General features: G+C 66.3%; 10 protein-coding genes. 4 read left to right on the plus strand and 6 right to left on the minus strand.

Annotated elements, in window-relative coordinates:
• Nucleotides 1-184 precede the first annotated feature (184 nt).
• From fadD32 to ACQP1G_RS01185, 3 genes are all read left to right on the plus strand, one after another.
• Nucleotides 185-2,101 carry a long-chain-fatty-acid--AMP ligase FadD32 gene (gene fadD32 / locus ACQP1G_RS01175; RefSeq protein WP_433197498.1) on the plus strand — a complete coding sequence of 639 codons (1,917 nt, stop codon included), beginning with the start codon at nucleotides 185-187 and terminating at the stop codon, nucleotides 2,099-2,101.
• Between the two features lie 172 nt (nucleotides 2,102-2,273).
• Nucleotides 2,274-7,643 carry a polyketide synthase Pks13 gene (gene pks13 / locus ACQP1G_RS01180; RefSeq protein WP_433197500.1) on the plus strand — a complete coding sequence of 1,790 codons (5,370 nt, stop codon included), beginning with the start codon at nucleotides 2,274-2,276 and terminating at the stop codon, nucleotides 7,641-7,643.
• Between the two features lie 25 nt (nucleotides 7,644-7,668).
• Complete coding sequence (locus ACQP1G_RS01185; RefSeq protein WP_433197502.1) at nucleotides 7,669-9,213, plus strand: acyl-CoA carboxylase subunit beta; 1,545 nt, start codon at nucleotides 7,669-7,671, stop codon at nucleotides 9,211-9,213.
• An 87-nt stretch (nucleotides 9,214-9,300) separates the two neighbouring features.
• Here ACQP1G_RS01185 and ACQP1G_RS01190 read toward each other — a convergent pair whose 3' ends face one another.
• Nucleotides 9,301-9,798 (minus strand): peptidylprolyl isomerase, encoded by a 498-nt coding sequence (locus tag ACQP1G_RS01190; RefSeq protein ID WP_433197504.1) that lies wholly within the window; start codon nucleotides 9,796-9,798, stop codon nucleotides 9,301-9,303.
• A gap of 337 nt (nucleotides 9,799-10,135) precedes the next feature.
• Here ACQP1G_RS01190 and ACQP1G_RS01195 point away from each other — a divergent pair, with 337 nt between their 5' ends.
• Complete coding sequence (locus ACQP1G_RS01195) at nucleotides 10,136-13,504, plus strand: arabinosyltransferase domain-containing protein (RefSeq protein WP_433197506.1); 3,369 nt, start codon at nucleotides 10,136-10,138, stop codon at nucleotides 13,502-13,504.
• A 224-nt stretch (nucleotides 13,505-13,728) separates the two neighbouring features.
• On the opposite strand, the gene ACQP1G_RS01200 is transcribed toward ACQP1G_RS01195, so the two are convergent.
• The 5 genes from ACQP1G_RS01200 to ACQP1G_RS01220 all read right to left on the minus strand — a co-directional run bounded on the left by ACQP1G_RS01200 (nucleotide 13,729) and on the right by ACQP1G_RS01220 (nucleotide 22,501).
• Entirely contained in the window at nucleotides 13,729-13,890 is a 162-nt protein-coding gene (locus tag ACQP1G_RS01200) for a hypothetical protein (RefSeq protein WP_433197508.1), read from the minus strand.
• A gap of 132 nt (nucleotides 13,891-14,022) precedes the next feature.
• On the minus strand, nucleotides 14,023-14,280 hold the full coding sequence (locus ACQP1G_RS01205; protein ID WP_433197510.1) for a winged helix-turn-helix transcriptional regulator: 258 nt from the start codon (nucleotides 14,278-14,280) through the stop codon (nucleotides 14,023-14,025).
• A 155-nt stretch (nucleotides 14,281-14,435) separates the two neighbouring features.
• Nucleotides 14,436-17,843 carry an arabinosyltransferase domain-containing protein gene (locus ACQP1G_RS01210; protein ID WP_433197512.1) on the minus strand — a complete coding sequence of 1,136 codons (3,408 nt, stop codon included), beginning with the start codon at nucleotides 17,841-17,843 and terminating at the stop codon, nucleotides 14,436-14,438.
• A gap of 405 nt (nucleotides 17,844-18,248) precedes the next feature.
• On the minus strand, nucleotides 18,249-20,102 hold the full coding sequence (locus ACQP1G_RS01215; RefSeq protein WP_433209504.1) for a glycosyl transferase: 1,854 nt from the start codon (nucleotides 20,100-20,102) through the stop codon (nucleotides 18,249-18,251).
• Between the two features lie 314 nt (nucleotides 20,103-20,416).
• Nucleotides 20,417-22,501 carry a galactan 5-O-arabinofuranosyltransferase gene (locus tag ACQP1G_RS01220; RefSeq protein WP_433209507.1) on the minus strand — a complete coding sequence of 695 codons (2,085 nt, stop codon included), beginning with the start codon at nucleotides 22,499-22,501 and terminating at the stop codon, nucleotides 20,417-20,419.
• Nucleotides 22,502-22,550 lie beyond the last annotated feature (49 nt).

Genomic DNA, 22,550 nt, shown 5'->3' on the forward strand with positions numbered 1-22,550 from the left:
TTCTCTGTAACATGACTCTGGTTTGAGAACATCTAGCCGATAGCGGTCTACCGCGCAGACCGCAATAAAATCTGCAGGCTGGCTCTCGCATGTAGAGCACCCGCGGCGATAGCGAGTCGGGGCCTCACAGGTAACAGCGGCGATGTCGCCGTCTTGCTGCGTGTGCCTCGGAGGAGATGAAGGAATGGAAGAGACTTTCGACGATTACCTGGATGAGACCGGGAACATCCGTATTCCCGATGACCACACCCTGGTAGATCACGTCGAGAAGCACACACGCAACGACGCGAACACCCTCGCGTACCGCTACATCGATTACTCGCGTGAGCGTGATGGTGAGGCGCAGGAGCTGACGTGGCGTGAGTTCGGTGTTCGGCTGCGCGCGGTGGCCGCTCGACTGCAGCAGGTGACCAACCCGGGCGACCGGGTCGCGATCCTCGCCCCGCAGGGCCTGGATTACGTGATCTCCTTCTTCGCCGCGATCTACGCGGGCACCATCTCGGTTCCGCTCTTCGACCCGGACGAGCCGGGCCACACCGACCGCCTGCACGCGGTGCTCGGCGACTGCGAACCCGCGGCCATTCTGACCGCAAGCTCCTCCGCGGCCGGTGTGCGCCAGTTCTTCCGCTCGCTGCCCGCCGCGCAGCGTCCGCGCATCATCGCGGTCGACGCGATTCCGGACGCCGTCGGCGAGAGCTGGGTGCGTCCCGATGTCGCCGTCGATGACATCGCCTACCTGCAGTACACCTCGGGCTCCACTCGTGTCCCGGCCGGTGTCGAGATCACCCACCGGGCGGTCGGCACCAATCTGCTGCAGATGGTCGACGCGATCAACCTGGACTGGAACTCGCGCGGTGTCACCTGGCTGCCGCTGTTCCACGATATGGGTCTGCTGACGGTGATCCTGCCCGCGGTGGGCGGCAAGTACATCACCATCATGTCGCCGAGCGCGTTCGTGCGCCGCCCGTACCGCTGGATCAAGGAACTGGCCGCCGCCAACGACGGCGCCGGAACCTTCGCCGCCGCACCGAACTTCGCATTCGAACATGCCGCCGCGCGTGGTCTGCCCAAGAACGGCGAATCGCTGGACCTGTCGAATGTGATCGGGCTGATCAACGGCAGTGAGCCGGTGACCACCTCGTCGATGAAGAAGTTCAACGACGCGTTCGCCCCGTACGGCCTGCCCAAGACCGCGATCAAGCCCTGCTACGGCATGGCCGAGGCGACGCTGTTCGTCTCCGCGACCAAGGCCGAGGACGAAGCCAAGGTCGTCTACGTCGACCGCAACGAGCTCAACGCCGGTCGCATGGTCAAGGTCGAGCAGGGCGCCGAGAACGCCATCGCGCAGGTCTCCTGCGGTTATGTGGCGCTGTCGCAGTGGGCGGCCATCGTCGATCCGGAAACCGTCGATTCCGACGGCGGCGGGCACGAGTTGGCCGACGGTCAGGTCGGTGAGATCTGGCTGCACGGCAACAATATGGGCATCGGCTACTGGGGTCGTCCGGACGAGACCGCCGCGACCTTCCACAACAGGGTCGCCGATCGCCTCACCGAGGGCAGCCGCGCCGAGGGCACCGCACCCGAGGCGAACTGGATGCGCACCGGCGACTACGGCGTCTACTTCGAAGGCGAGCTGTACATCACGGGGCGGGTGAAGGACCTCGTGATCGTCGACGGCCGCAATCACTACCCGCAGGATCTCGAATTCTCCGCGCAGGAGGCTTCGAAGGCGCTGCGGCCGGGCTTCGTCGCCGCGTTCTCGGTGCCGGCGAACCAGCTGCCCGCCGAGGTATTCGAACAGGGCAGCCATTCGGGCCTCAGCTTCGATGCCGACGACGCTTCCGAACAGCTCGTCATCGTGGCCGAGCGCGGGCCGGGCGCCGGTAAGGCCGATCCGCTACCGATCGCCGACGCGGCCCGCGCGGCGGTATCCCAGCGCCACGGTGTGACGGTGCGCGACGTGCTCTTGGTACCCGCCGGGTCGATTCCACGGACCTCCAGCGGCAAGATCGCTCGACGCGCCTGCAAGACTGCTTATCTGGAGGGAACGCTGCGGGGCGGTTACACCCAGCAGGCCTTCCCCGATGCACCGGAAGAGTAATTGTCCGAGGCTGGCGCCGTAGCGATTGCTGATCGCTCGAAACGATCAGCAGTGGCTGCTCGCAGGTCGTTTCAGCAGGATCGGCCCGATCGTCGACGCGCGGCGGGCCCTTCCCACGCCAGGCGTCAATTCACGGCGCGCCCGGTACGCAGACAGGTAGCTTGAGGAATTGATGGCTGACAACGAGGGCACGCCCACCCAGACCACCGAGATCGTGCTCGCCGAGACGGACGCGATCGATACCGCCGACGCCGGAGAGGCTGCGCAATCCGGCGCGAAACCGGCCGCGACGACCGATATGTCCGTCACGGAGCTACGGGAGTGGCTGCGGCGCTGGGTCTCCGACGCGACCGGACAACCGATCGAGCAGATCACGGTGGACCGGCCGATGGAGGAGTTCGGTCTGGCCTCCCGCGATGCCCTCGCCCTCGGCGGCGATATCGAAGAGTTGACCGGTGTGGTGCTGACGGCGACGATCGTCTACCAGCATCCGACCATCGCATCGCTGGCCGAAGTCGTCATCAATGGTGAGCCCGAGTTGCCGGAGGAGTCGGGTGACGACTCGTTCTATACGGCCGGGTACCAGCCGGGTGCGGCGCACGATATCGCAATCGTCGGCCTGTCGACGCGACTGCCCGGTGCGGGCGATACGCCCGAGTCGACCTGGGAATTCCTGATCAACCGCGGTGACGCGATCCGGGAGCGGCCCGAGGGCCGGTGGGACGAGTTCACCAGTGAACCCGCGGTTGCCGAGGCGGTTGCCGAGGGCAACACCCTGGGCGGCTACCTCGACCAAGAGGTCGTCAAGGGCTTCGACGCGGAGTTCTTCGCGATGTCGCCGATCGAGGTCGAACGGGTCGACCCGCAGCAGCGCCTGGCGATGGAGTTGACCTGGGAAGCGTTGGAGCACGCCAGGATTCCGGCGAGTGAGCTCAAGGGTGCGCCGGTCGGTGTGTTCATCGGTTCGTCCAGCAACGAATTCCAGTTGATCGCCGCACTCGGGCTCGGCACGCCGGATCCGAATGTGCCCGCCTCGGCCGAGGCGTACGCCATCATGGGCAGCGTTTCCAGCATCATCCCCAACCGGGTCTCCTACTTCTTCGACTTCCGCGGTCCGTCGGTCGCGATCGACACCGCCTGCTCGTCCACGATGGTTGCCGTGCACCAAGCGGTGCGCTCGCTGCGCGACGGCGATTCGAATCTGGCGCTTGCCGGTGGCGTGAATATGCTGCTCTCGCCGATGGCGACGCTCGGCTTCGACCGCAATGGCGGTGTCGCCAAAAACGGTCGGATCAAGGCGTTCTCGTCCGATGCCGACGGTATGATCCGCTCCGAGGGCGGTGGTCTGGTCGTACTCAAGCGCCTCGCGGACGCCGAGCGTGACGGCGACAAGATCTACGCGGTGATCAAGGGTTCCGCGGTCAACAATGACGGCCGGTCCAATGGTCTGCTCGCGCCGAATCCGGATGCGCAGGCCGATGTGCTGCGCCGGGCCTATCGGGATGCGGGCATCGCACCGTCGACGGTCGACTACATCGAGGCGCATGGCACCGGCACCCCGATCGGTGACCCGATCGAGGCCGATGCGCTCGGCCGGGTAGTGGGCCGTGGTCGCGATGACGATAAGCCCGCGCTGCTCGGTTCGGCCAAATCCAACTTCGGTCACCTGGAGTCCGGTGCGGGCGCGGCCAGCCTGGCCAAGGTGGTCATGGCGTTCCAGCACAATGTGCTGCCGCCGAGCATCAATTACGTCGGTCCGAGTCCGTACATTCCGTTCGACCAGGCGCATTTGCAGGTCGTCGCCGAGCCGACGGAGTTCCCCCGCTACAGCGGCACCGCGACGGTCGGCGTTTCCGGCTTCGGTTTCGGTGGTACCAATGCGCACCTCGTGCTGCAGGAGTACGTGCCAGCCGCCGCGGCTCCGGTCGCTGCCGCCGAGCCGGTGGCCGCGGATGTCGATGAAGAGTCGACCGATGTGATCGAGGAAGCCGCCGAGATCGTCGAGGTCGCAGCAGCTGTAGCGCCCGAACCCGAATGGTCGACCGAGCGGGCAGAGCCGCTGCCGGTGATCATCGCCGTTTCGGCCTACCTGCCCTCGCGGCGCCGCCGCGCCGCCGCGGATCTGGCCGACTGGCTGGAATCCGATGCGGGTCGCGATGTTCCGCTGGCGGATGTGGCCCGGTCGACGGCCAAGCGCAGTCACGCGCGCTCGCGCGGCGTGGTGTTGGCCAAGACCCGTGAGGAGGCCGTCGCTGGTCTGCGTGCCATTGCTGCGGGTAAGCCGGGCGCCGGTGTGTTCACCGCGGACGCCCCCGCCGCCAATGGCCCGATCTGGGTGCTGTCCGGATTCGGTGCGCAGCACCGCAAGATGGGTAAGCAGCTCTACCTGGAGAATTCGATCTTCCGCAAGGCCGTCGACGAGGTCGACGAGTTGGTGCAGGACGAGGCCGGATATTCGGTGCGCGAGATGATCCTGGACGATGCACAGGATTACAACGTCGGCACCTCGCAGGTCGGTATCTTCACCATTCAGATCGGTCTGGCCGCGCTGTTGCGTGCGCACGGCGCCCAACCCGATGCGGTGGTCGGCCATTCGATGGGTGAGGTGGCGGGGGCCTACATCTCCGGTGGTCTCGTGCTCGAGGATGCGGTGCGCGTGATCTGCGCCCGCTCGCGCCTGATGGGCGAGGGCGAGGCGATGATCAGCGATGACGATGTGCGCAATATGGCGCTGGTCGAGCTGAGTGCCGCCGATATCGAGGCGATGCTGGTCGACTATCCGGATGTGGAGTGCGCGGTGTACGCGGCGCCGACCAATACGGTGATCGGCGGCCCGCAGGATCAGGTAGCGGCGATTGTCGCGAAGGTCGAAGAGGCGGGCAAGTTCGCTCGCGTACTGCAGACCCGCGGTGCCGGGCACACCTCGCAGATGGATCCGCTGCTGGGTGAGTTGGCGGCCGAGTTGGCCGGTATCGAGCCGACCAAGTTGAAGGCGGGGCTGTACTCGACCGTCAATAAGGAAGAGTTCTACCGTCCCGGCAGTGATCCGGTGCACGACGAGGACTACTGGGTCAAGAACATGCGCCACGCGGTGTACTTCACCAATGCGGTGAAGCTCGCAGTGGATACCGGGCACACCACCTTCCTGGAGCTGGCGCCGAATTCCGTTGCGCTGATGCAGGTCCTGGGGACGACATTCGCGGCGGGCGTGCACGACGCGCAACTCATTCCGACACTCAAGCGCAAGGAAGACGAGTCGGCGGGCGTCATCGCCGCACTGGGCCAGCTCTACGTGCACGGGCACCGTGTCGATCTGTCGTCGCTGCTGCCTGCTGGCGAGTACGCCGATATTCCGCGTACCGCATTCCTGCGCAAGCAGTACTGGCCCAAGGCGAAGATGGCCAGCGGCAGCGGTAACGCTCGTGTGCCGGGTGCGCATGTCGCGCTGCCCGACGGGCGGTACGTGTGGGAGGTCCAGGCCTCGGCCGTTACCGATCTCGCGGTGCTGGTGAAAACTGCTGCGGCACAGGTGCTCAGCGATGTCTCGCTCGGCGCGTCGATCCCGCATTCGGTGCTGCCGACCACCGGAACGCTGACCACCACGCTGACGCCGCATCTCGGTGGTGCGTCGGTGCAGGTGCATGCCCGCGCCGGTGCGAGCTTCCAGCTCGTGTTCGAGGCCGTCGTCGTTTCGGGTGCGCCGCTGCCCGAACCCGTTGTCGCTGCGGCGGTTTCGAGCACCGAGGTCGCGACCACCGATGCCGCGGATATCGAGGTCGTCGAAACCTTCGGTGAGCGTTGGGATCCGGAAGGCACGCAGACCCTGGAGGAGCGGCTGGCGCTGATCGTCGCCGAGTCGATGGGTTATGCGGTCGAGGATCTGCCGATGGAGATCCCGCTGATGGAACTCGGCCTCGACTCGTTGATGGCCATGCGCATCAAGAACCGGGTCGAATACGAATTCGATATTCCGCAGCTGCAGGTCCAGGCCGTGCGCGACGCCAACCTGAACGAGGTAGGCAAGGTGCTGCACTACGCCATCGAGCACCGCGACGAGGTGCAGGCGATGGCGGATAAGCAGGCCGCTGGCGAGGAGGTCGCGGTCGACGGCGGATTCATCGCCGCGGCTCGCGCGGCCGTTGCGGCGGGTGATGATCCCGCCGCCGCGGTAGCGAAAGCCGCCGAAGCCGAAGGGGTTTCGCTGAACGGCGAGAACACCTCGGTGGAGGCGGAGGCCGAGGCTGTTGTCGCGGAGGCCGAGACGGCCGCGGGCATCACCGGTGCCGCTGCTGGCACCGCTGTTCCCACGCCCGCGTCGCCGGAGCAGGTGGCCGCCGCCGAGGCGAACGAAGCTTCGATCGAGCGGGCGCTCGACGCCGAGGACACCACCGTCGAAAGTGCGGCCGAGGCGGTTGTCGCCGCGGCTCCTGCTGCCGCGATCTTCGGTGGTCAGCCCGCGGTCGATGAGTACGATGTGCCGCCGCGCGATGGCGCCGAGCGGTTGACCTTCGCCACCTGGGCGATCGTCACCGGCAAGTCGGCGGGCGGCATCTTCAATACCCTGCCGATCCTGGAGGAGGAGGTCGCCGAGAAGTTGGCGACCCGACTGACCGAGCGGGTCAAGGCCGAGGTCACCGTCGACGATGTGCTGGACTGCGAGACCATCGAGCAGCTCTCCGATATCGTGCGTGATCTGCAGGACAGCGGTGCCGATGTGGATGGCTTCGTGCGTCCGCTGCGGGCGCGCCCGGACGGCTCGAATGCCGTGCCGGTCTTCGTATTCCACCCGTCGGGCGGCAACACGCTGGTCTACGAACCGCTGCTGAAGCGGCTTCCGGCCGACACCCCGATGTACGGATTCGAGCGCGTCGAGGGCGATATCGTCGAGCGGGCGCGCCAGTACCTGCCCGAACTCCGCAAGATCCAGGGCAATGGCCCCTACGTGCTGTACGGCTGGTCGCTCGGCGCGGTGTTCGCGCTGCAGGTCGCCCAGCTGCTGCGGGCCGAGGGCGCCGATGTGCGCGTCGTCGGCCTGATCGACCTGGCCATCCCGACCGAGGGTGAAGACAACAGCCCCGAGGAGCGGTTGCGCCGGATCGAGCGCTACCAGGTATTCGCGAAGAAGACCTACGGCGTGGAAGGTGAGCTGGATCGCGAACAGTTGGAGACGCTGGCCGCGGCCTCCGATGAGGAACAGTTCAAGATGATCAGCGATCTGATCAAGATCAGCGGAACCAAGATTCCGGGTGGTGTGCTCGAACACCAGCGCACCTCATGGATCGAAGGGCGGCACCTGTCGAAGACCACACCGACGCAATACGACGGCAATGTGGTGCTGTACCTCGCGGATCGCTATCACGACGGCATGATCGAGTTGGAGCCTCGCTACGCGCATCGTCGACCCAATGGTGGTTGGGATGAATACATTCCCAACCTAGAGGTTATTCATATCCCGGGTGACCACCTCCAGATCGTTGACGAGCCGCGGATCGGAAAGATCGGAGCCGACCTCACCGCGAAACTTGCTGTGATTGCCCCCTAGGGGTGTACCTGATGAGAGGGGCCAAGTGAGCACTACTGCCGAGAAGCTCGCCGACCTGCGCAAAAGACTGGAACTAGCGCAGGAACCGGCGGGCGAAGCAGGGGTGGCGAAGCGGGTCAAAAAGGGCATTCCCAGCGCCCGCGAACGGATCAATATGCTGCTCGATCCGGGTACCTTCGTGGAAATCGGTGCACTGGTGCGTAAGCCGGGTGATCCGTCCGCGCTGTACGGCGATGGCGTGATCACCGGGCACGGTCTGGTCGAGGGGCGTCCGGTCGCGGTGTTCTCACACGACCAGACCGTTTATGGCGGTTCAGTTGGTGAGATGTTCGGCCGCAAGGTTGCCAACATCATGGAGTACGCCGCGAAGGTCGGCTGCCCGATGGTGGGCATCAACGATTCCGGCGGTGCGCGCGTGCAGGAGGCCGTGACCTCGTTGGCCTGGTATGCCGAGCTCGGGACTCGCGCCGAGCCGCTGTCGGGGATGGTGCCGCAGGTGTCGTTGATTCTCGGCAAGTGCGCTGGCGGTGCGGTTTACGCGCCCATCAATACCGATGTGGTGGTGGCGACCGAAGAGGCGTACATGTTCGTCACCGGGCCCGCTGTGATCCGTGAGGTCACCGGCGAGGACGTGAGTCTCGAGGAACTCGGCGGCGCGCACAGTCAAGCGCAGTACGGCAATATCCATCATGTGGCCAAGGATGAGGCCACCGCATTCGAATGGGTGCGGTCGTATCTGGGGTTTCTGCCGACCAGTTGCCAGGAGCGACCCCCGGTCGTGAATCCCGGTCTGGAGCCGGAGATCACCGAATCGGATCTGGAACTGAATTCGATTGTGCCGGACTCGGATAACTCCGCCTACGACATGTACGACATCCTGTTGCGCATCTTCGACGACGGTGATTTCCACGAGATCGGCGCCGCGGCCGGGCGCAATGTCATCACCGGATTCGCACGGGTCGACGGGCGCAGCGTCGGCGTGGTCGCGAATCAGCCGATGGTGTACGCCGGTGCGCTCGACGCCAGGGCTTCCGATAAGGCGGCGCACTTTGTGCGTATGTGCGACGCGTTCGAGATTCCGCTCGTATTCGTGGTGGACACACCGGGATTCCTACCCGGCGTAGAACAGGAGAAGATCGGCGTCATCAAGCGCGGCGGCCGCTTCCTGTTCTCCTATGTGGAGGCCACCGTGCCCAAGGTGACTGTGGTGATCCGCAAGTCCTACGGCGGTGGATACGCCGTGATGGGCTCGAAACAGCTTGGTGCGGACGTGAATCTGGCCTGGCCGACCGCACGGATCGCGGTGATGGGCGCGGAGAGCGCGGTCAGCCTCATCGGCCGCAAGCAGATCGAGGCGGCCCCGGAAGAGCAGCGCGCCGCGGTGCGTCAGCAGATGATCGGCTTCTACAACGCGACCGTGGCCACGCCGTGGGTTGCCGCTGAGCGTGGCTACATCGACGCCGTCATCGAACCGTCGGCCACCCGCCTGGAACTACGGCGCGCCCTGCACCTGCTGCGCGATAAAAGGCTCGCTCGCAACCCGCGTAAACACCACCTCCTCCCGCTCTGACGAACAGCCGCACCTGAAGTCCGAAGACGGAATCGGGCCGCTCCCCGAATGGGGAGCGGCCCGATTTCTGTTCCGTGGCAGCGGAAGTCAGGCGGTGGCCGCCGACTCGATGATGACGGCGTCGCGCGGCACATCCTGGTGCATGCCCGCCGAGCCGGTGGAGACCGCGGCGATCTTGTCGACCACCTCGGTGCCCTCGGCGACCTGGCCGAAGACCGTGTAGCCCCAACCCTGCGGGGTCGGCGCCGAGTGGTTCAGGAAGTCGTTATCGGAGACATTGATGAAGAACTGCGCGGTGGCCGAGTGCGGGTCGTTGGTGCGGGCCATCGCGACGGTGTACTTGTTGTTCTTCAGGCCGTTGTTGGCCTCGTTCTGAATCGGGGCCTGGGTGCCCTTCTGCTGCATCTCGGGGGTGAAGCCGCCGCCCTGGATCATGAAACCCGGAATCACGCGGTGGAAGATGGTGCCGTTGTAGTGGCCCGCGTTCACGTAATCCACGAAGTTCGCGACGGTGCCCGGTGCCTTCGCGTCGTCGAGCTCCAGCACGATCGGTCCGTAGTTGGTTTCGAGATTCACCTTTGTCATACCCCCCACCTTTCCATCCCGCTGGCTACCGGTCAGCAGTTCGGGTCACGAACCGCCGCCACCCCTCGGCGTTTTCGCGACCGGCGACTGTTCGCTGGAAGTTGTCCGGATGCAGATACCGGGTTTCGAGCGACGCGAGATCGAGCATGTGGCGTTAGCCACCCGGCATACGTCCGAGTGGTCGAAGTGCACGCGACGCAGGTGCGAGTCTCGGCCGCTCGGACGCAGGCCACCAAGAGGCCGCGAACACGCCGTGACGGGGGTGCGGCCATGGACACGAGCAACTTGTGCGCAGCCAGCGCCCGTGGCGACACACGTGCGGATACCATTGCGAACCGTGCCCGACGCCGCTACCGCTGTCTTGACAAAACCGCCCGCCGCGCCGGAAGTCGCACCGAGTGACTTCCGTACCGCGCGCATTGTCGCGCTGATCGCCGGTGTGCTCGGCGCGTTGTTCGCGCTGGCAGCTCCGTTCTTACCGGTCAGCCAGACCACCGCGACGCTGAACTGGCCGCAAGGCGGCGCCATCAATAGCGTGCAGGCGCCGCTCATGTCGCAGGTGCCGATCGACCTCGACGCCAGCATTCCGTGCGCGGCGGTCGATCAGCTGCCGAGCTACGGCGGGATGCTGCTGGCCACCGCGCCGCCGCAGGGCGACCGGGCCTCGCTCGAAGCGATGTTCGTGCGGGTCTCCGACACCACGGTGGACGTGATCGACCGCAATGCTGTGGTGGCCTCGGCCGATCGGGCACAGCTGGGCGGGTGCACCTCGATCACCATCAGTTCCGATATCAATCGGACCAAGGCGTCGTTCGACGGCCTGACCACGCAGATCGAGCGGCCGATCGAGGGTGGGGCGCCCGGGACCACGCAAAAGGTCGCGGTGCCGGTCGAGGGGCAGCTGAACGGTGATCTGCGGCCCCAGGTGGTCGGCGTCTTCACCGATCTGAAGGGCGCGGCGCCCACCGGGCTGTCGATGCATATGACGGTGGACACGCGGTTCTCCTCCAGCCCGACTCCGGTCAAGTTGATCGCGATGATCGCGGCGGTGCTGTGCACCCTGATCGCGCTCGGCGCGCTGGCCAAACTGGACGGCAGTGACGGGCGCGGGCATCGCCGGTTCCTGCCCGCCAACTGGCTGAAGCCGACCTGGGCCGACGGTGCGGTCATCGGCACGCTGCTGGTGTGGCATTTCGTCGGTGCCAATACCTCCGACGACGGCTACATCCTGAGCATGGTCCGGGTGGCGCCGCACGCGGGTTATATGGCCAACTACTTCCGCTGGTACGGCGTCCCCGAGGCGCCGTTCGGCTGGTACTACTACGTCATCCAGGCCTTCTCGGAGATCTCCACCGCGAGCCCGTGGGTCCGGTTGCCCGCGCTGTTCTGCGCAATCCTGTGCTGGATGGTGATCAGCCGCGAGGTGGCGCCTCGGCTCGGGCGCGGCGTGCGCAGTAGCAAGGTGGCGCTGTGGACCGGTGGACTGGTCTTCCTGGCCTTCTGGCTGCCGTTCGACAACGGCCTGCGCTCGGAGCCGGTCGTCGCGCTCGGCGCGCTGCTGACCTGGGTGTCGATCGAGCGGGCCATCGCGACGGGTCGGTTGTTGCCCGCCGCGATGGCGATCCTGGTTGCCGCGTTCACATTGGCGGCGGCACCGACCGGTCTGATGTGTGTGGCGGCACTGCTCGCCGGTATTCGGCCGCTGGTGCGGATCGTGGTGCGGCGGCATCGGCAGTTCGCCGCGCAGGGCGTCGGCAAGTGGGGTTCGACACTGCCGCTGCTCGCGCCGATCGCAGCAGCGGGTCTGCTGGTGCTGATCGTGGTCTACACCGATCAGACCTTCGCCGGTATCCAGGAGGCCAACCGGGTGCGGCAGGTGACCGGGCCGAACCTGGCCTGGTACGAGGATTACCTGCGCTACTACTACCTGTTCGTGGAGACCGTCGACGGTTCGCTGTCGCGCCGGTTCGCCTTCCTGATCATGTTGCTGTGCCTGTTCACCACCATGCTGGTGTTGTTGCGGCGCCGGCAGGTTCCCGGTATCGCCAGCGGTCCGACCTGGCGGCTGATGGGTGTGGTCTTCGGCACCATCTTCTTCATGATGTTCAACCCGACGAAGTGGACCCACCACTTCGGCGCGTACGCGGGCATCGCCGGATCGCTGGCCGCGGTCACCGCGGTCGCGGTCTCGGCGAGTGCGTTGCGGGCCAGGAAGAATCGGGCGATCTTCCTCGCCGGACTGCTGTTCGTGCTGGCGATCGCGTTCTCCGGCATCAACGGCTACTGGTACGTGTCCAGCTTCGGCGTGCCGTGGTTCGACAAGCGAATCTCGCTGCACGGTCACCAGTCGAATACGTTGATGCTGGTGCTGTTCGGTCTGGCGCTGGCGCTGGTCGCCTGGTCCGCGCTGCGCGAGGATTACACCAAGCCGCAACCCTCGGCGAAGTCGGTGCGCGGTAAGCGGATTCGCAAGTTCGCCGCCATCCCGCTGACCGTGGTCGCCGCGATGATGGTGTTGCTCGAGGTGTTCTCGCTGGTGAAGGGCGCCGTTGCGCAGTATCCGGCATATTCGCTCGCACGCTCGAATTTCGATGCGCTCGGCGGGAATTCGTGTGGTCTGGCCAATGACATCCTGGTGGAACCGGATGTGAACAAGGGCAATGGCATGCTGACCCCGATCAGCGATCCGGCGAATCCGCCGAAGAACGGTGATCCGCTGGCTGGGGCCGATCCGGTCGGCTTCGACCCGAATGGTGTGCCCGAGAAGCTCAGCGCCGACACCATCGAGGTGAAGCCGGGCACTGGCAACACCTCCACCCAGTCGGTCGGCCCGGTGGGTGCGGACGGACAGAACGCGGGCACCGACGGCGGTTACGGTGCGATCGGTGTCAATGGCAGCCGGGCCACCCTGCCCTTCGGTCTCGATCCGGCCAGCACGCCGGTGATGGGCAGCTACCAGCAGGGCGTGCAGCAGCCCGCGCATCTGGTGTCCAGCTGGTACCAGCTGGCGCCGCGCTCGGATGATCATCCGCTGGTCGTCATATCGGCCGCGGGCCGCATCCTGTCCGTCGACGACACCGGCGATACCAAGTACGGCCAGTCGTTGACCGTCGACTACGGCAAGCATCTGCCCGACGGCAGTGTGCAGATGCTCGGCACCTACCTGCCGCGCGATATCGGCCCGTTCCCGTCGTGGCGCAATCTGCGCATCCCGCTCGACGAGATCGCGCCCGATGCCGACGCGGTGCGCATCGTCGCCAATGACCCGATTCTGATCGGCGATCAGTGGCTGGCGTTCACCCCGCCGCGGATGCCGAAGTTGGCGTCGCTCAACAGCTTTATCGGCTCCGAGCAGCCGGTGCTGCTGGACTGGGCGGTCGGACTGCAGTTCCCGTGCCAGCGGCCGCTGGACCACAAGAACGGGGTGGCCGAGGTGCCCGGTTACCGGATCCTGCCGGACCGGCCGCTGGCCATCAGCTCGACCAACACCTGGCAGGCCGAGGAATTCGGTGGCCTCCTCGGCTTCTCCCAGATGCTGGCGAAGTCGAGCACTGTTCCGACGTATATGAAGAACGACTGGGCGCGGGACTGGGGTTCGCTGGAGCGGTACGACCAGTACTACCCGAATGCCGTTCCGGCCGAGCTGGACACCGGTAAGGCCAACCGCTCCGGATTCTGGTCGCCCGGACAGCTGCGAGTGTTCTAGACCGCGAAACGGGCCCGCCGACTCGGCGGGCCCGTTCTCGTATCAACGGAGATCCGTATCACACCCGCATGTTCGCGACCACACCAGCGATTGCGTGGGTGGGGTTACACAGGCGCGTGTGTGCTCTGGCGCATTGATGCGTTCTCGACAGCGAAAGGCCGCCGCATCGGCGATACGCGCCGCTGCGACGGCCAAGTGGTGGTGTGGTTGGTGATCCGGCGGGTTCAGACCTTCGCCATGCGAAGCCCGAGTTCACGGCGGAGCAGTTCTTGGGAGGGTTGGCGGGATAACACGCGTAGCACCGCCGGTCGTAGCTCCCGTTGTTCATCTTCGGTGAGCAGTCCGACGAGGTCGCGCAGATCCATATCATCGAAGGCCGCGGTCATGGATAAAGATTACGGTCCGATTCACCGCTGGGAAGGCTTTCGGGGTCAACATTAACGGTATGGTCACGCTGGTTCACGATCGTAACGTGCACGGGCCGCGAGCACTTCGTCCATGCGCTGTTCAGCCCACGTTTATATGGCGCGCATCACAGGCAGCAGACTGTGACCGAGCGCGGTGAGTTCGTAATCGACGCGGACGGGCGCCTCGGCGGTGATCCGGCGTTCCAAACGGATGCCGTGCGAGCCCTCGTGCCCGGCGACGTAGCCGCGGCCCTCGACGCCGCCGCTCTCGGCCCGCAAACCCCTCGCCGCAGTCCGCGCCACCGGCCGCTTCGCCGCCATCAGCGTCCCCGCCACCCCGATCCCGTCGCGCGGCACCGAGGTAACCACCGTCCTGGTCCACGCCGACCGGCCGCAGGTCCCGCTGTTCTTCGTCGGTCAGCAGACGGACAAGCTGGGGTAGATCCATGTCGTCGAAGGCTGCCGTCATGCTTTCAAGGGAACCGGTCGACGCTGTTGGCAGGCCTGTTCGAGCCCAGAGTCGGTCACCGCGCCCGGATGGGGTCGGACTTCTGCCAGCCGTTGACGGATTCGACGGTGGTGGCGATTGTCGCGGGGCGGGCGGTGGGGGCGTAGGGGGTGAACTTTTCGAGTGAGCCCCAGTCGCGGGACCAGTTGTGGTCGAGGTAAGTGGGGATGGCTTGGGATTTCAGGAGTAGACCGGTCCAGCCGAGTGGGCCGCCGCCGATATCGTCCTGCCACGCGTTGGAGGCGTCGGAGCCGACGCGGTCGGGCAGGATGCGCCAGTCGGGGACCTCGGCGACGCCGTCGTGGTGGTCGAATGGGCGCTGGCAGGGGAAGGCCAGGCCGACATGCCAGTCGAGCAGGACCGGATCGGTCTCGCCGACAACGGAATTCAGGGTCGCCAGCTTCGGCAGTCGGGGCGGGGTGACGGCCAGCCATTGCTTCTGGGTGATGTCGTTGTCGACCGCGACCAGCCGCACCGCATCGACCTCGGTGGGCAACTTATCCAGTGGCACACGGAGATTGCGCCAGGACGGGGCGGGTCCGATATCGAGCGGATCGACCGAACCGAGGGTCTTCACTTCGCCGTCCGGTCCGCGGACGCCGTACTCGAGGTGCAGTTCTTGCCCGTAGTTGACCACTCCGTCGGCGTCGACCGAGCGGATCCGGCCCGCCGCGGTAATGGCGAGCACCTGATAGGCGGGGTCGTTGCGCATGCTGTCGGTCAGATCGAGCCGATACCACTGCGAGGTGAGCCCGGCCTGCTGCTGCTCGCTGTCCTGATAGCTACCCATGACCGGAGTCCGCGCCGGATCCAGTCCGAATGGCAATGCCACGGTGCTGCCGTTGATTCCGGCCTGCTGACTGGTGCCGCCGCCGGTACCGGCACCGGTGGTCTTGGTGGTCTTGTTTTTCGAATCCTTATTGACCGAATTCGCACCGCCCGTCACCGTCTCCTCGGCATCGGCGGTGAGGTCCGCGGCCACCCCGTTCGGGGTGAATCCCTTTGATTCCGCAACCAATCCATCGGCGGGGGAGCCGGTGTAGGGGAGCAGTAGCGAGTCGGCGGTATCGGTCTCCACCAGCACCTCGTTGGCGAGAGCGCAGGTATTGCCGCTCAGGGATTGGAAATTCGACTTCGCGATCGAGTACGCCGGGTACTGCGCAACCGCCGCCTTGGCCAGCGAGGCGACCTCGAACAGTACGAGCAGCGCCGCCGCGATCGTCAACGGCGCCGAGGCGTAGCGCTCGAAGCGGCCCGGCGCATCGGTCTTCGCACGGTACGGCTCGCGATAATGCAGCCACACCGCGACCACCAGCGAAACTCCGCTGAGCCCGAGGAACAGCGTGGACAGTCCCTTACCCGCGATCAGCGGCGCCTTATCCCACCACGGCACACCGTAACTGGATACGTACCACCAGCCATTGGATCCGGTGAAGGTGATCGCCAGTAGGAACAGCACCGCCGCCGCGAACAGTGCGCGGTTGCGCGGCGAGCGAATCCCGTTGGTGCCGACCGCAACCGCCGCCAGCGCGGCCAACGACCCGGCCAGTCCGGCATAGACGCCGAAGTGGTGGGTCCACTTGGTCGGCGTGAACATCATCAGCAGCAGCGAGGCGAATACGATTCCGAGAATCCGCACCGACGGCCCACGTGACGTGCCAGGAATCCGCCCCTTCCGCAGCACCTGCAGCACACAGACCAGCAGGCACAGCAGCATGATCAGCACACCGAAGCGTCGCGCCAGCGATCCGTCCGGCGAGAGCATCAACAGCGAATCCCAGCGCGTGCGTTCATCGAACCAGGCCACATTCGGACCGACGAGTGTGCGCACCCGGGTCGCTTCCATCACCGTCGCCAGCGTCTGATCGGCGAAAACCACAACCAGCACGAGAGTTCCCGCGGCCAGCCCAGGCGCCAGCAGCGCCGCATAACGGAAGACAGTGCCGAGACGCGACGTACTGCGGTCCTGCTGGGGCGCGACGGCCGTCTGTCGCTCGGCACTCGATCCGCCTTCGCTCCCGACCGAATTCGCGTTGCCTGCGGAAATCCGCTCGGCATCCGGTGTGGGGGATTCGCTCCCAGCGCGCTCGGCATCGGGTGCTGCCAGCGTGCCCGCGGCATCGCGCGCCCGCCGAATGATGATCTGCAGCACCGGCCGTGAACCCGCGATGAGCGCAGCCACGCAGATGAGCCCGGTCGGACCGGCCGCCAGCGAGAACGCGGCGATCAGCACTCCGACCGCGGCGGGCAGCAGCCGCCCGGTCGCAATGGCCCGCTCGATCGAGCACCAGGTCAGCAGCGCACCCGCGGCGATCAACGGTTCGGGCCGCAGCCCGTTGTCATAGGGCAGCCAGAAGGCGAGGAAGACAAGACCGGCCGTCCACAGTGCCACCTTGTGCCTGCGCACCCGAGCACCCAAGCGCGGCAGCACCTCTCGGCTGATCACCATCCAGCACACGATCCCGGCGGCCAGTGTCGGCAGCCGCATCCACGGGCTGGCGTCGGAGACCTTCGTCATCCAGGCCAGCACCTCGTAGGACCAGCCGAACGGCGCCTCGGGCACCGCGAACCACCGGTAGTAGTTGGCCATGTACCCGGAATGTTCAGAGACACGGGCCATATTCAGGATGTAGCCGTCGTCGGAGGTGTTGGCGCCGATGAAGTGCCACAGCACCAGGATGCCGAGCATCACAGCGTCGGCCAGGGTGAACCGCCACCAGTGCGCGGGCAGGAAGCGCCGGGCCCGTCGACCGTCGGCATTGTCGAGCAGATGCAGTGCGATCAGCGCGATGATCGTGCAGACCGCCGCGGCGAGCATCGCCCCGAGCTTCAGCACCGACGGCGTGGAGGAGAAGCGCGAGTCGATATCGGCGTGGAGCTTCGCGCCATCGAGTTTCGCGGTGTCCAGGTCGGTGAAGACGCCGACCACCTGCGGGCGGATATCACGGGTGATGGTGTTGCGGAACGGCGTACCGTCCTGACGCTTCGCACCGACGAATTCGACCGAGGTCGCGGCCGCCGTCGCGGTGATGGTGACGGCCTCGCATTCGGCGATCTCCGCGACCGGCGCCGACAGCAGCGGAACATCTCGTTGCAGCACCGAGAGCGTGCCATCGGTGACCGAGACGATCAGGCCCTTGGCGCTCGCCTGACCCGAGGCGACCGGAATGGTCGACAGCACTGTGCCCGACCCGGCGGCGGTGACCACCGAGCACGGCAGCGTCGCATTCAGCCGCAGCGGCACATACGAGACCAGCGGTGCTTCCACGCTGGCGCTGTCCGCCTGCGGCCAGTCGAGCACGGCCCGATCCTGTTTCACCGGCAGCAACGGTGTCAGCAGTGCCAGCACGACTCCGAGAAGTCCGGAGACGAGGGCGATCAAGCGGTTGCGGGTGAACGCCGCAGAAGTTCGGTCCGGTCGCACGAGGGACCATGCTAGCCACCCGGGCAGGTGATCCTTGCCACCGAGATAACCCACGGTTCGCGCCGGTGCTCGTGAGCACAGTCGCCGGACGTTCCCGGCGTAGCCGCCGGATCGTTCCGAGCCTGGTGGCCGGAGTTTCCGGCGCGGTAGTCGGAGTTCCGGGCACAGCGGCCGGACCATAGTCGTGAGTGCAGGGGGCCGGATGTGCCGGGTACAGCGTGAGCGCAGTTGCGGGACGGTTCCTCGCGGAGCGGCCGGATCGTTCCGAGCCTGGTGGCCGGAGTTTCCGGCGCGGTAGTCGGAGTTCCGGGCACAGTGGCCGGACATAGTGCGGCGGTCGGATATCGCGAGTGCAGGGATGTGCCCGGCGCAGCGGCCCCGTCCGTGGTGCGAGGCCGGATTTCGCTAACGCAGCGGGCGCACGTCCCAGAGCCACACGTCGTCGACCTGTCGCGGCGCGACGCCCAGCAGTTGCGTCATGGTGGTGCGCAGTACCTCGGAGTTCTTGGTCGCGGGCAGTACGACCACGTCGGCCTCCCAGAATCGCAGATCGTCCGATGCCTGTGTGCGGGTCTCGGCGTCGATGGACGGTACGGCGCCGCTGTCCTGGGCGCGGACCAGTAGGGCGGTGGTCGGGCGGAAGTCCGGTCCGTAGATGCCCTTCTTGTCCGCGCCGGTCGGGCCGACGAAATAGCCTCCGGCGAGCGGGAAGTCGAAATTCGCGTCGGCCTGCCAGCGCAAGGCCTGCGCGTCGGCGGGGCGCGGTGGCGGCACCAGGACGACCGATCCGCCACTCACGTACTGCCGGACGGTCCCGTCGGCGAAGAACTCCGGTGTCGGTGCCCGCTCGATCACCGGCAGGATCGTCGGGGCCAGCGCAACCAAAGCCAGCACGAGCGCCGGGAACCAGGCCAGCGGCCGCCAGTCGACCGGTGACTGCCGCCACGACGTGACCGCCCGCTGGGTCGCCAGCGCCAGCACCGCAGCGATGGCCGGCACCGCCGCCATGGTCAGCCTGGTCTCGAGCACCGTATTGAGCAGCGGGATCTTTTCGGCCCACTGCCATGGCAATTCGATCCCGGTCGGCTGCTTGCCGAACGTGGCCACCGCGCCCAGCGACAGCACCCCGAAGACCCCGATCACCACCGCCGCAGCCCGGACCACCCGGTCGCGCCACAGTAGCGCCACCGTCACGACCAGCAACAGCAGCAGCGGCCAGCCGAAGTAGGCGTTCTGCTCGGTGTCGTTGATGGCCACGTACTGTCCTGGCGTGAATATCCCACCCAGCGATTCGGACGGGAATTGCACGATCGCCTTCAGATCATTGCCCATCGGCCCGTGATCGATCGAGCGATAACTCTGCCGCCCGAAGAACTGCCACCACAGCGGAATCTCGGTGAGCATCAGGGTGATCACCGCTGCCAATGCGACGGTCGGCGTCACCGCGCGCACCGCCCGCCAGCCGGTGCGCGGTGCGTGCAGGTAGTACACGACGGCGAACAGCCCGAAGGCGAGCGCGAAGATCAGCAGTGGTTCTTCGCCGAGTGCGATCTGCATCGCCACCAGTAGACCGAGCGCGACAGCATCTCGAACTCGTCTGCGCGGCTTGCCCGTATCTGCGCCCGGCGGCAACGTCACTATCGCGGTTGTGCCTTCGCTTGTGGTCGCAGCAGCAGTCGTGCGAGCGTTGGGCGGCGGGGCTGCGCCGATTGCATCCTTACTCGTATCGACACCCGTCGCTCGTCGCGCGATCCGGATCAACAGCAGGGCGATGACCGGAAGTAGCGCCAGCAGAACGAAATTCGGGTGCGCGTTGGCATGCGAGATCATCGCGGGCGCGAATCCGCAGAACAGTCCGCCGATCGCGGCGGCGAGTCGGGACTCGACCAATTCCCGGGAGAACAGCCAGTACCAAGCGAACGCGGTGGAGGCGAGTCCGAGTGTGAGGACGAGCACGAAGGTGACCGTCGGCCCGAACAACAGCGTGACCGGCGTCAACGGCACCCCGACCCCGAACATGGCCGTATTGGCCATCATGTTGACTCCGGCCGGGAAGTTCTGCAGATTCGTGCCGAGCGGATTCTCCAGATGCGCCACCGAATGCGCGGTGACCGCGAAGAACCACTCCCACATGGTCTGGTCCTGACCGCTCTTGATCAGATACCCGCTGTGGGTATTGCGCCACTGTCCCGAGAGGACCGTGACGGCCAATGCAAGAAAGCTCACCGAGGCGACCAGATCACTCCGGTCGACCCGGATCCGTCTCCGCTTCGCCGTTCGCTGATCAGGTCTGGCCCCGCCAGCCGGTGTCGATGCCCTGGTAACGACGCCTATTGCTGGTGGTGCCTCGACCCGCAAAACAAACTTCTCCCGTAATTGGTCAGATCAGCGGTCCACGGTACCCAAATACGCTGTGAGCCGCCTGTCGGCTTCCCCGCGCCTTCGAGCCGGGTGGCGTCGGCGACCGACGTGCGGTGCTGGTCGAGTTGGCCGGTACCCGGTCAATTACCCATGTCCTGGCTGGATCAGTCATTGCCGGGCTCATGGTTTGCGTCACACCTGGCTCGCGTCGATCAGCGGTTGACCACGATCAAGGTGAAAGGCCCGATTTCGGTGGTGGTGAAGTGCGGGTCGGCGAAGAGCTTCTTGGGGAAACTCACGGTGTAGCGCTTCACATTGGGGTCGTTGGGGTAGACGTCCTTGGCCAGGCGCAGCGTGTAGTCGTCACCGCTGCTGCGGAAGAGGAAGGCGTCCGGTGCGCGCCATGGACTCTTGCCGAGCGCGTCCAACAGCGCGGCGGATGAGTCCAGCTCGGTCCATGCCTCGATGGTCGCGGCGCGGCCCGCGAAATCGGCGAGCGGGTTGGCGTAGTGCGAGGTGAGTGCCTGGAAACCGTAGTACGGATAGAAGGAAAGGAAACTCGTATCGGCGGTGAGCACGACCGAATCCGAGCGCGACCTGCCGGTCTGTTCGAGAAGTGCCGCATCGATAGCGCGGTAGTACGCCGCCGCGCCGGGCGCCCGCTTATCGGCGCGCTCGCCGTTGCCATCGGTATCGGAGTAGGCGGTGGTGATCTCCGGCTTCAGCACCCGCGGGATGTCCTGCGTGAACGCGAGTGCGCCGACGACGGCGACCACGACCACGACGAGCCGGAACCGCCCCGGCTCATTGACCGCCTGGTAGGCCGCCCGTGCGCCCTCGACGAAACCGAACGCACCCGCCGTCGCGAGCAGCACCTCGAGCACTGGTGTCAACCGGAACGAGAGCAATGTCGTACCCGCCGCGGTCGCCGTCATCGACAGCAGACACCACAGGTAGATCGCCACCACGCCGATCCCGATCGCCTGGGCCCGCCGCGACGATCCGGCCCGCACCACCAGCCATGCGGTCCCGATCAGAAAGAAGGCGCCCGACAGCGAGAACTCGGCCATCGGCAACGGCAACTCCGCTCCGCCCTCGGGCAGATAGTGGAACGCCGTCCCCGAACTCGGCATCGTCCCGCCGAGCATCTTCAATACGAACGGCAGCCACACGATCAGTGCCACCACACCCGCGATCGCGCCGATTACGACCAGCCGCACCAGCGGCGGCACCGCCGCCCGCCACACCGAACCCGATCCGTCCTTGCCAGCGCCGCGCCGGCGCCGGTTCGCCGCCCGCACCGCGAGCCCCGCCGAGACCAGACCCATCAGCCCGACCGCGAAGGCCGCCACCGCGAAATACAACGTGTAGAACGAGGCCGCCATCCCGAGGAACAGACCAGCGCCGAGCACCGCCCCCCAACCTCCGGCCGTTTCCGTACCGCCGCCCGTCGGGGCGTTGCCCGCTGTGCCTTCCCGACCCGATACAGCGGCATCACCTGAGGTGGCGGCGCTGCCCGACGCCGCAGCGCCGAGTGCGGCGCTCGACAGTTCGAGCGGCCGGTACAGCGCACCCCACGCGAGGACCAACGCGGGCGGCAGCAGCAAGACGATGACCGCGCTGTACGCCTCCGGCGAGGCATACGCCACCGTCACGGCCGTCGTCGCCGCGCTGACCCCGATCGCCCAGTCGGCGCGTATCAGCCTGGACCACAGGACGAATGCGATCACCGCGACCACCGCGAGCGACCCGATCGCATACGGTTTGAACGCCTCCCAGCCGTCCATTCCGAGCACAGTCGCCACCCGACCGCCGATCCAGAACCATCCGGCGGGATAGAAGGGGGGCAGGTCGGCGTAGGTCATATCGTGCAGTGCGGCGCTATCGGTCAGCCGCGTCAAGTATTCGGTACGGAACTCCTGATCCACCGAGACGCCGAGCAAATACAGCTTGGTCGCCGCCAGCGGCATCCCGAGCGTCACCGTGACGAACGTCGAAATCCCCACCCACGACAGCGCTTTCGCCGCCCAGGGCCACCGCCGTGCGCGCATCAGCCAGATCGCCGCCCCCAGCAGCACCGCAGCCCCGACCTGCCCGACCGTGGTCAGCGCACGGGTCACATTGGACGAGTTGAATGCTGGCCACTGCACCATCGAAAACGCAACCAGCCCAACGGCGGCCACCGCCGCGGCCACCGCCGCGGCCAGCACCGCTTCGCCGACCCCCGAGCCGATATGCCGGATCAACACAGCCCCACGCCCGCGCGTCGGCACCGACTCCCCGGAGCGTTCTGCCATGACGGTGCTCAACGGAGTCCTCCATCTTCGATGCGATGCGCCGAGCCCG

Source organism: Nocardia sp. CA-107356 (assembly GCF_050946365.1).
GTDB lineage: Bacteria > Actinomycetota > Actinomycetes > Mycobacteriales > Mycobacteriaceae > Nocardia.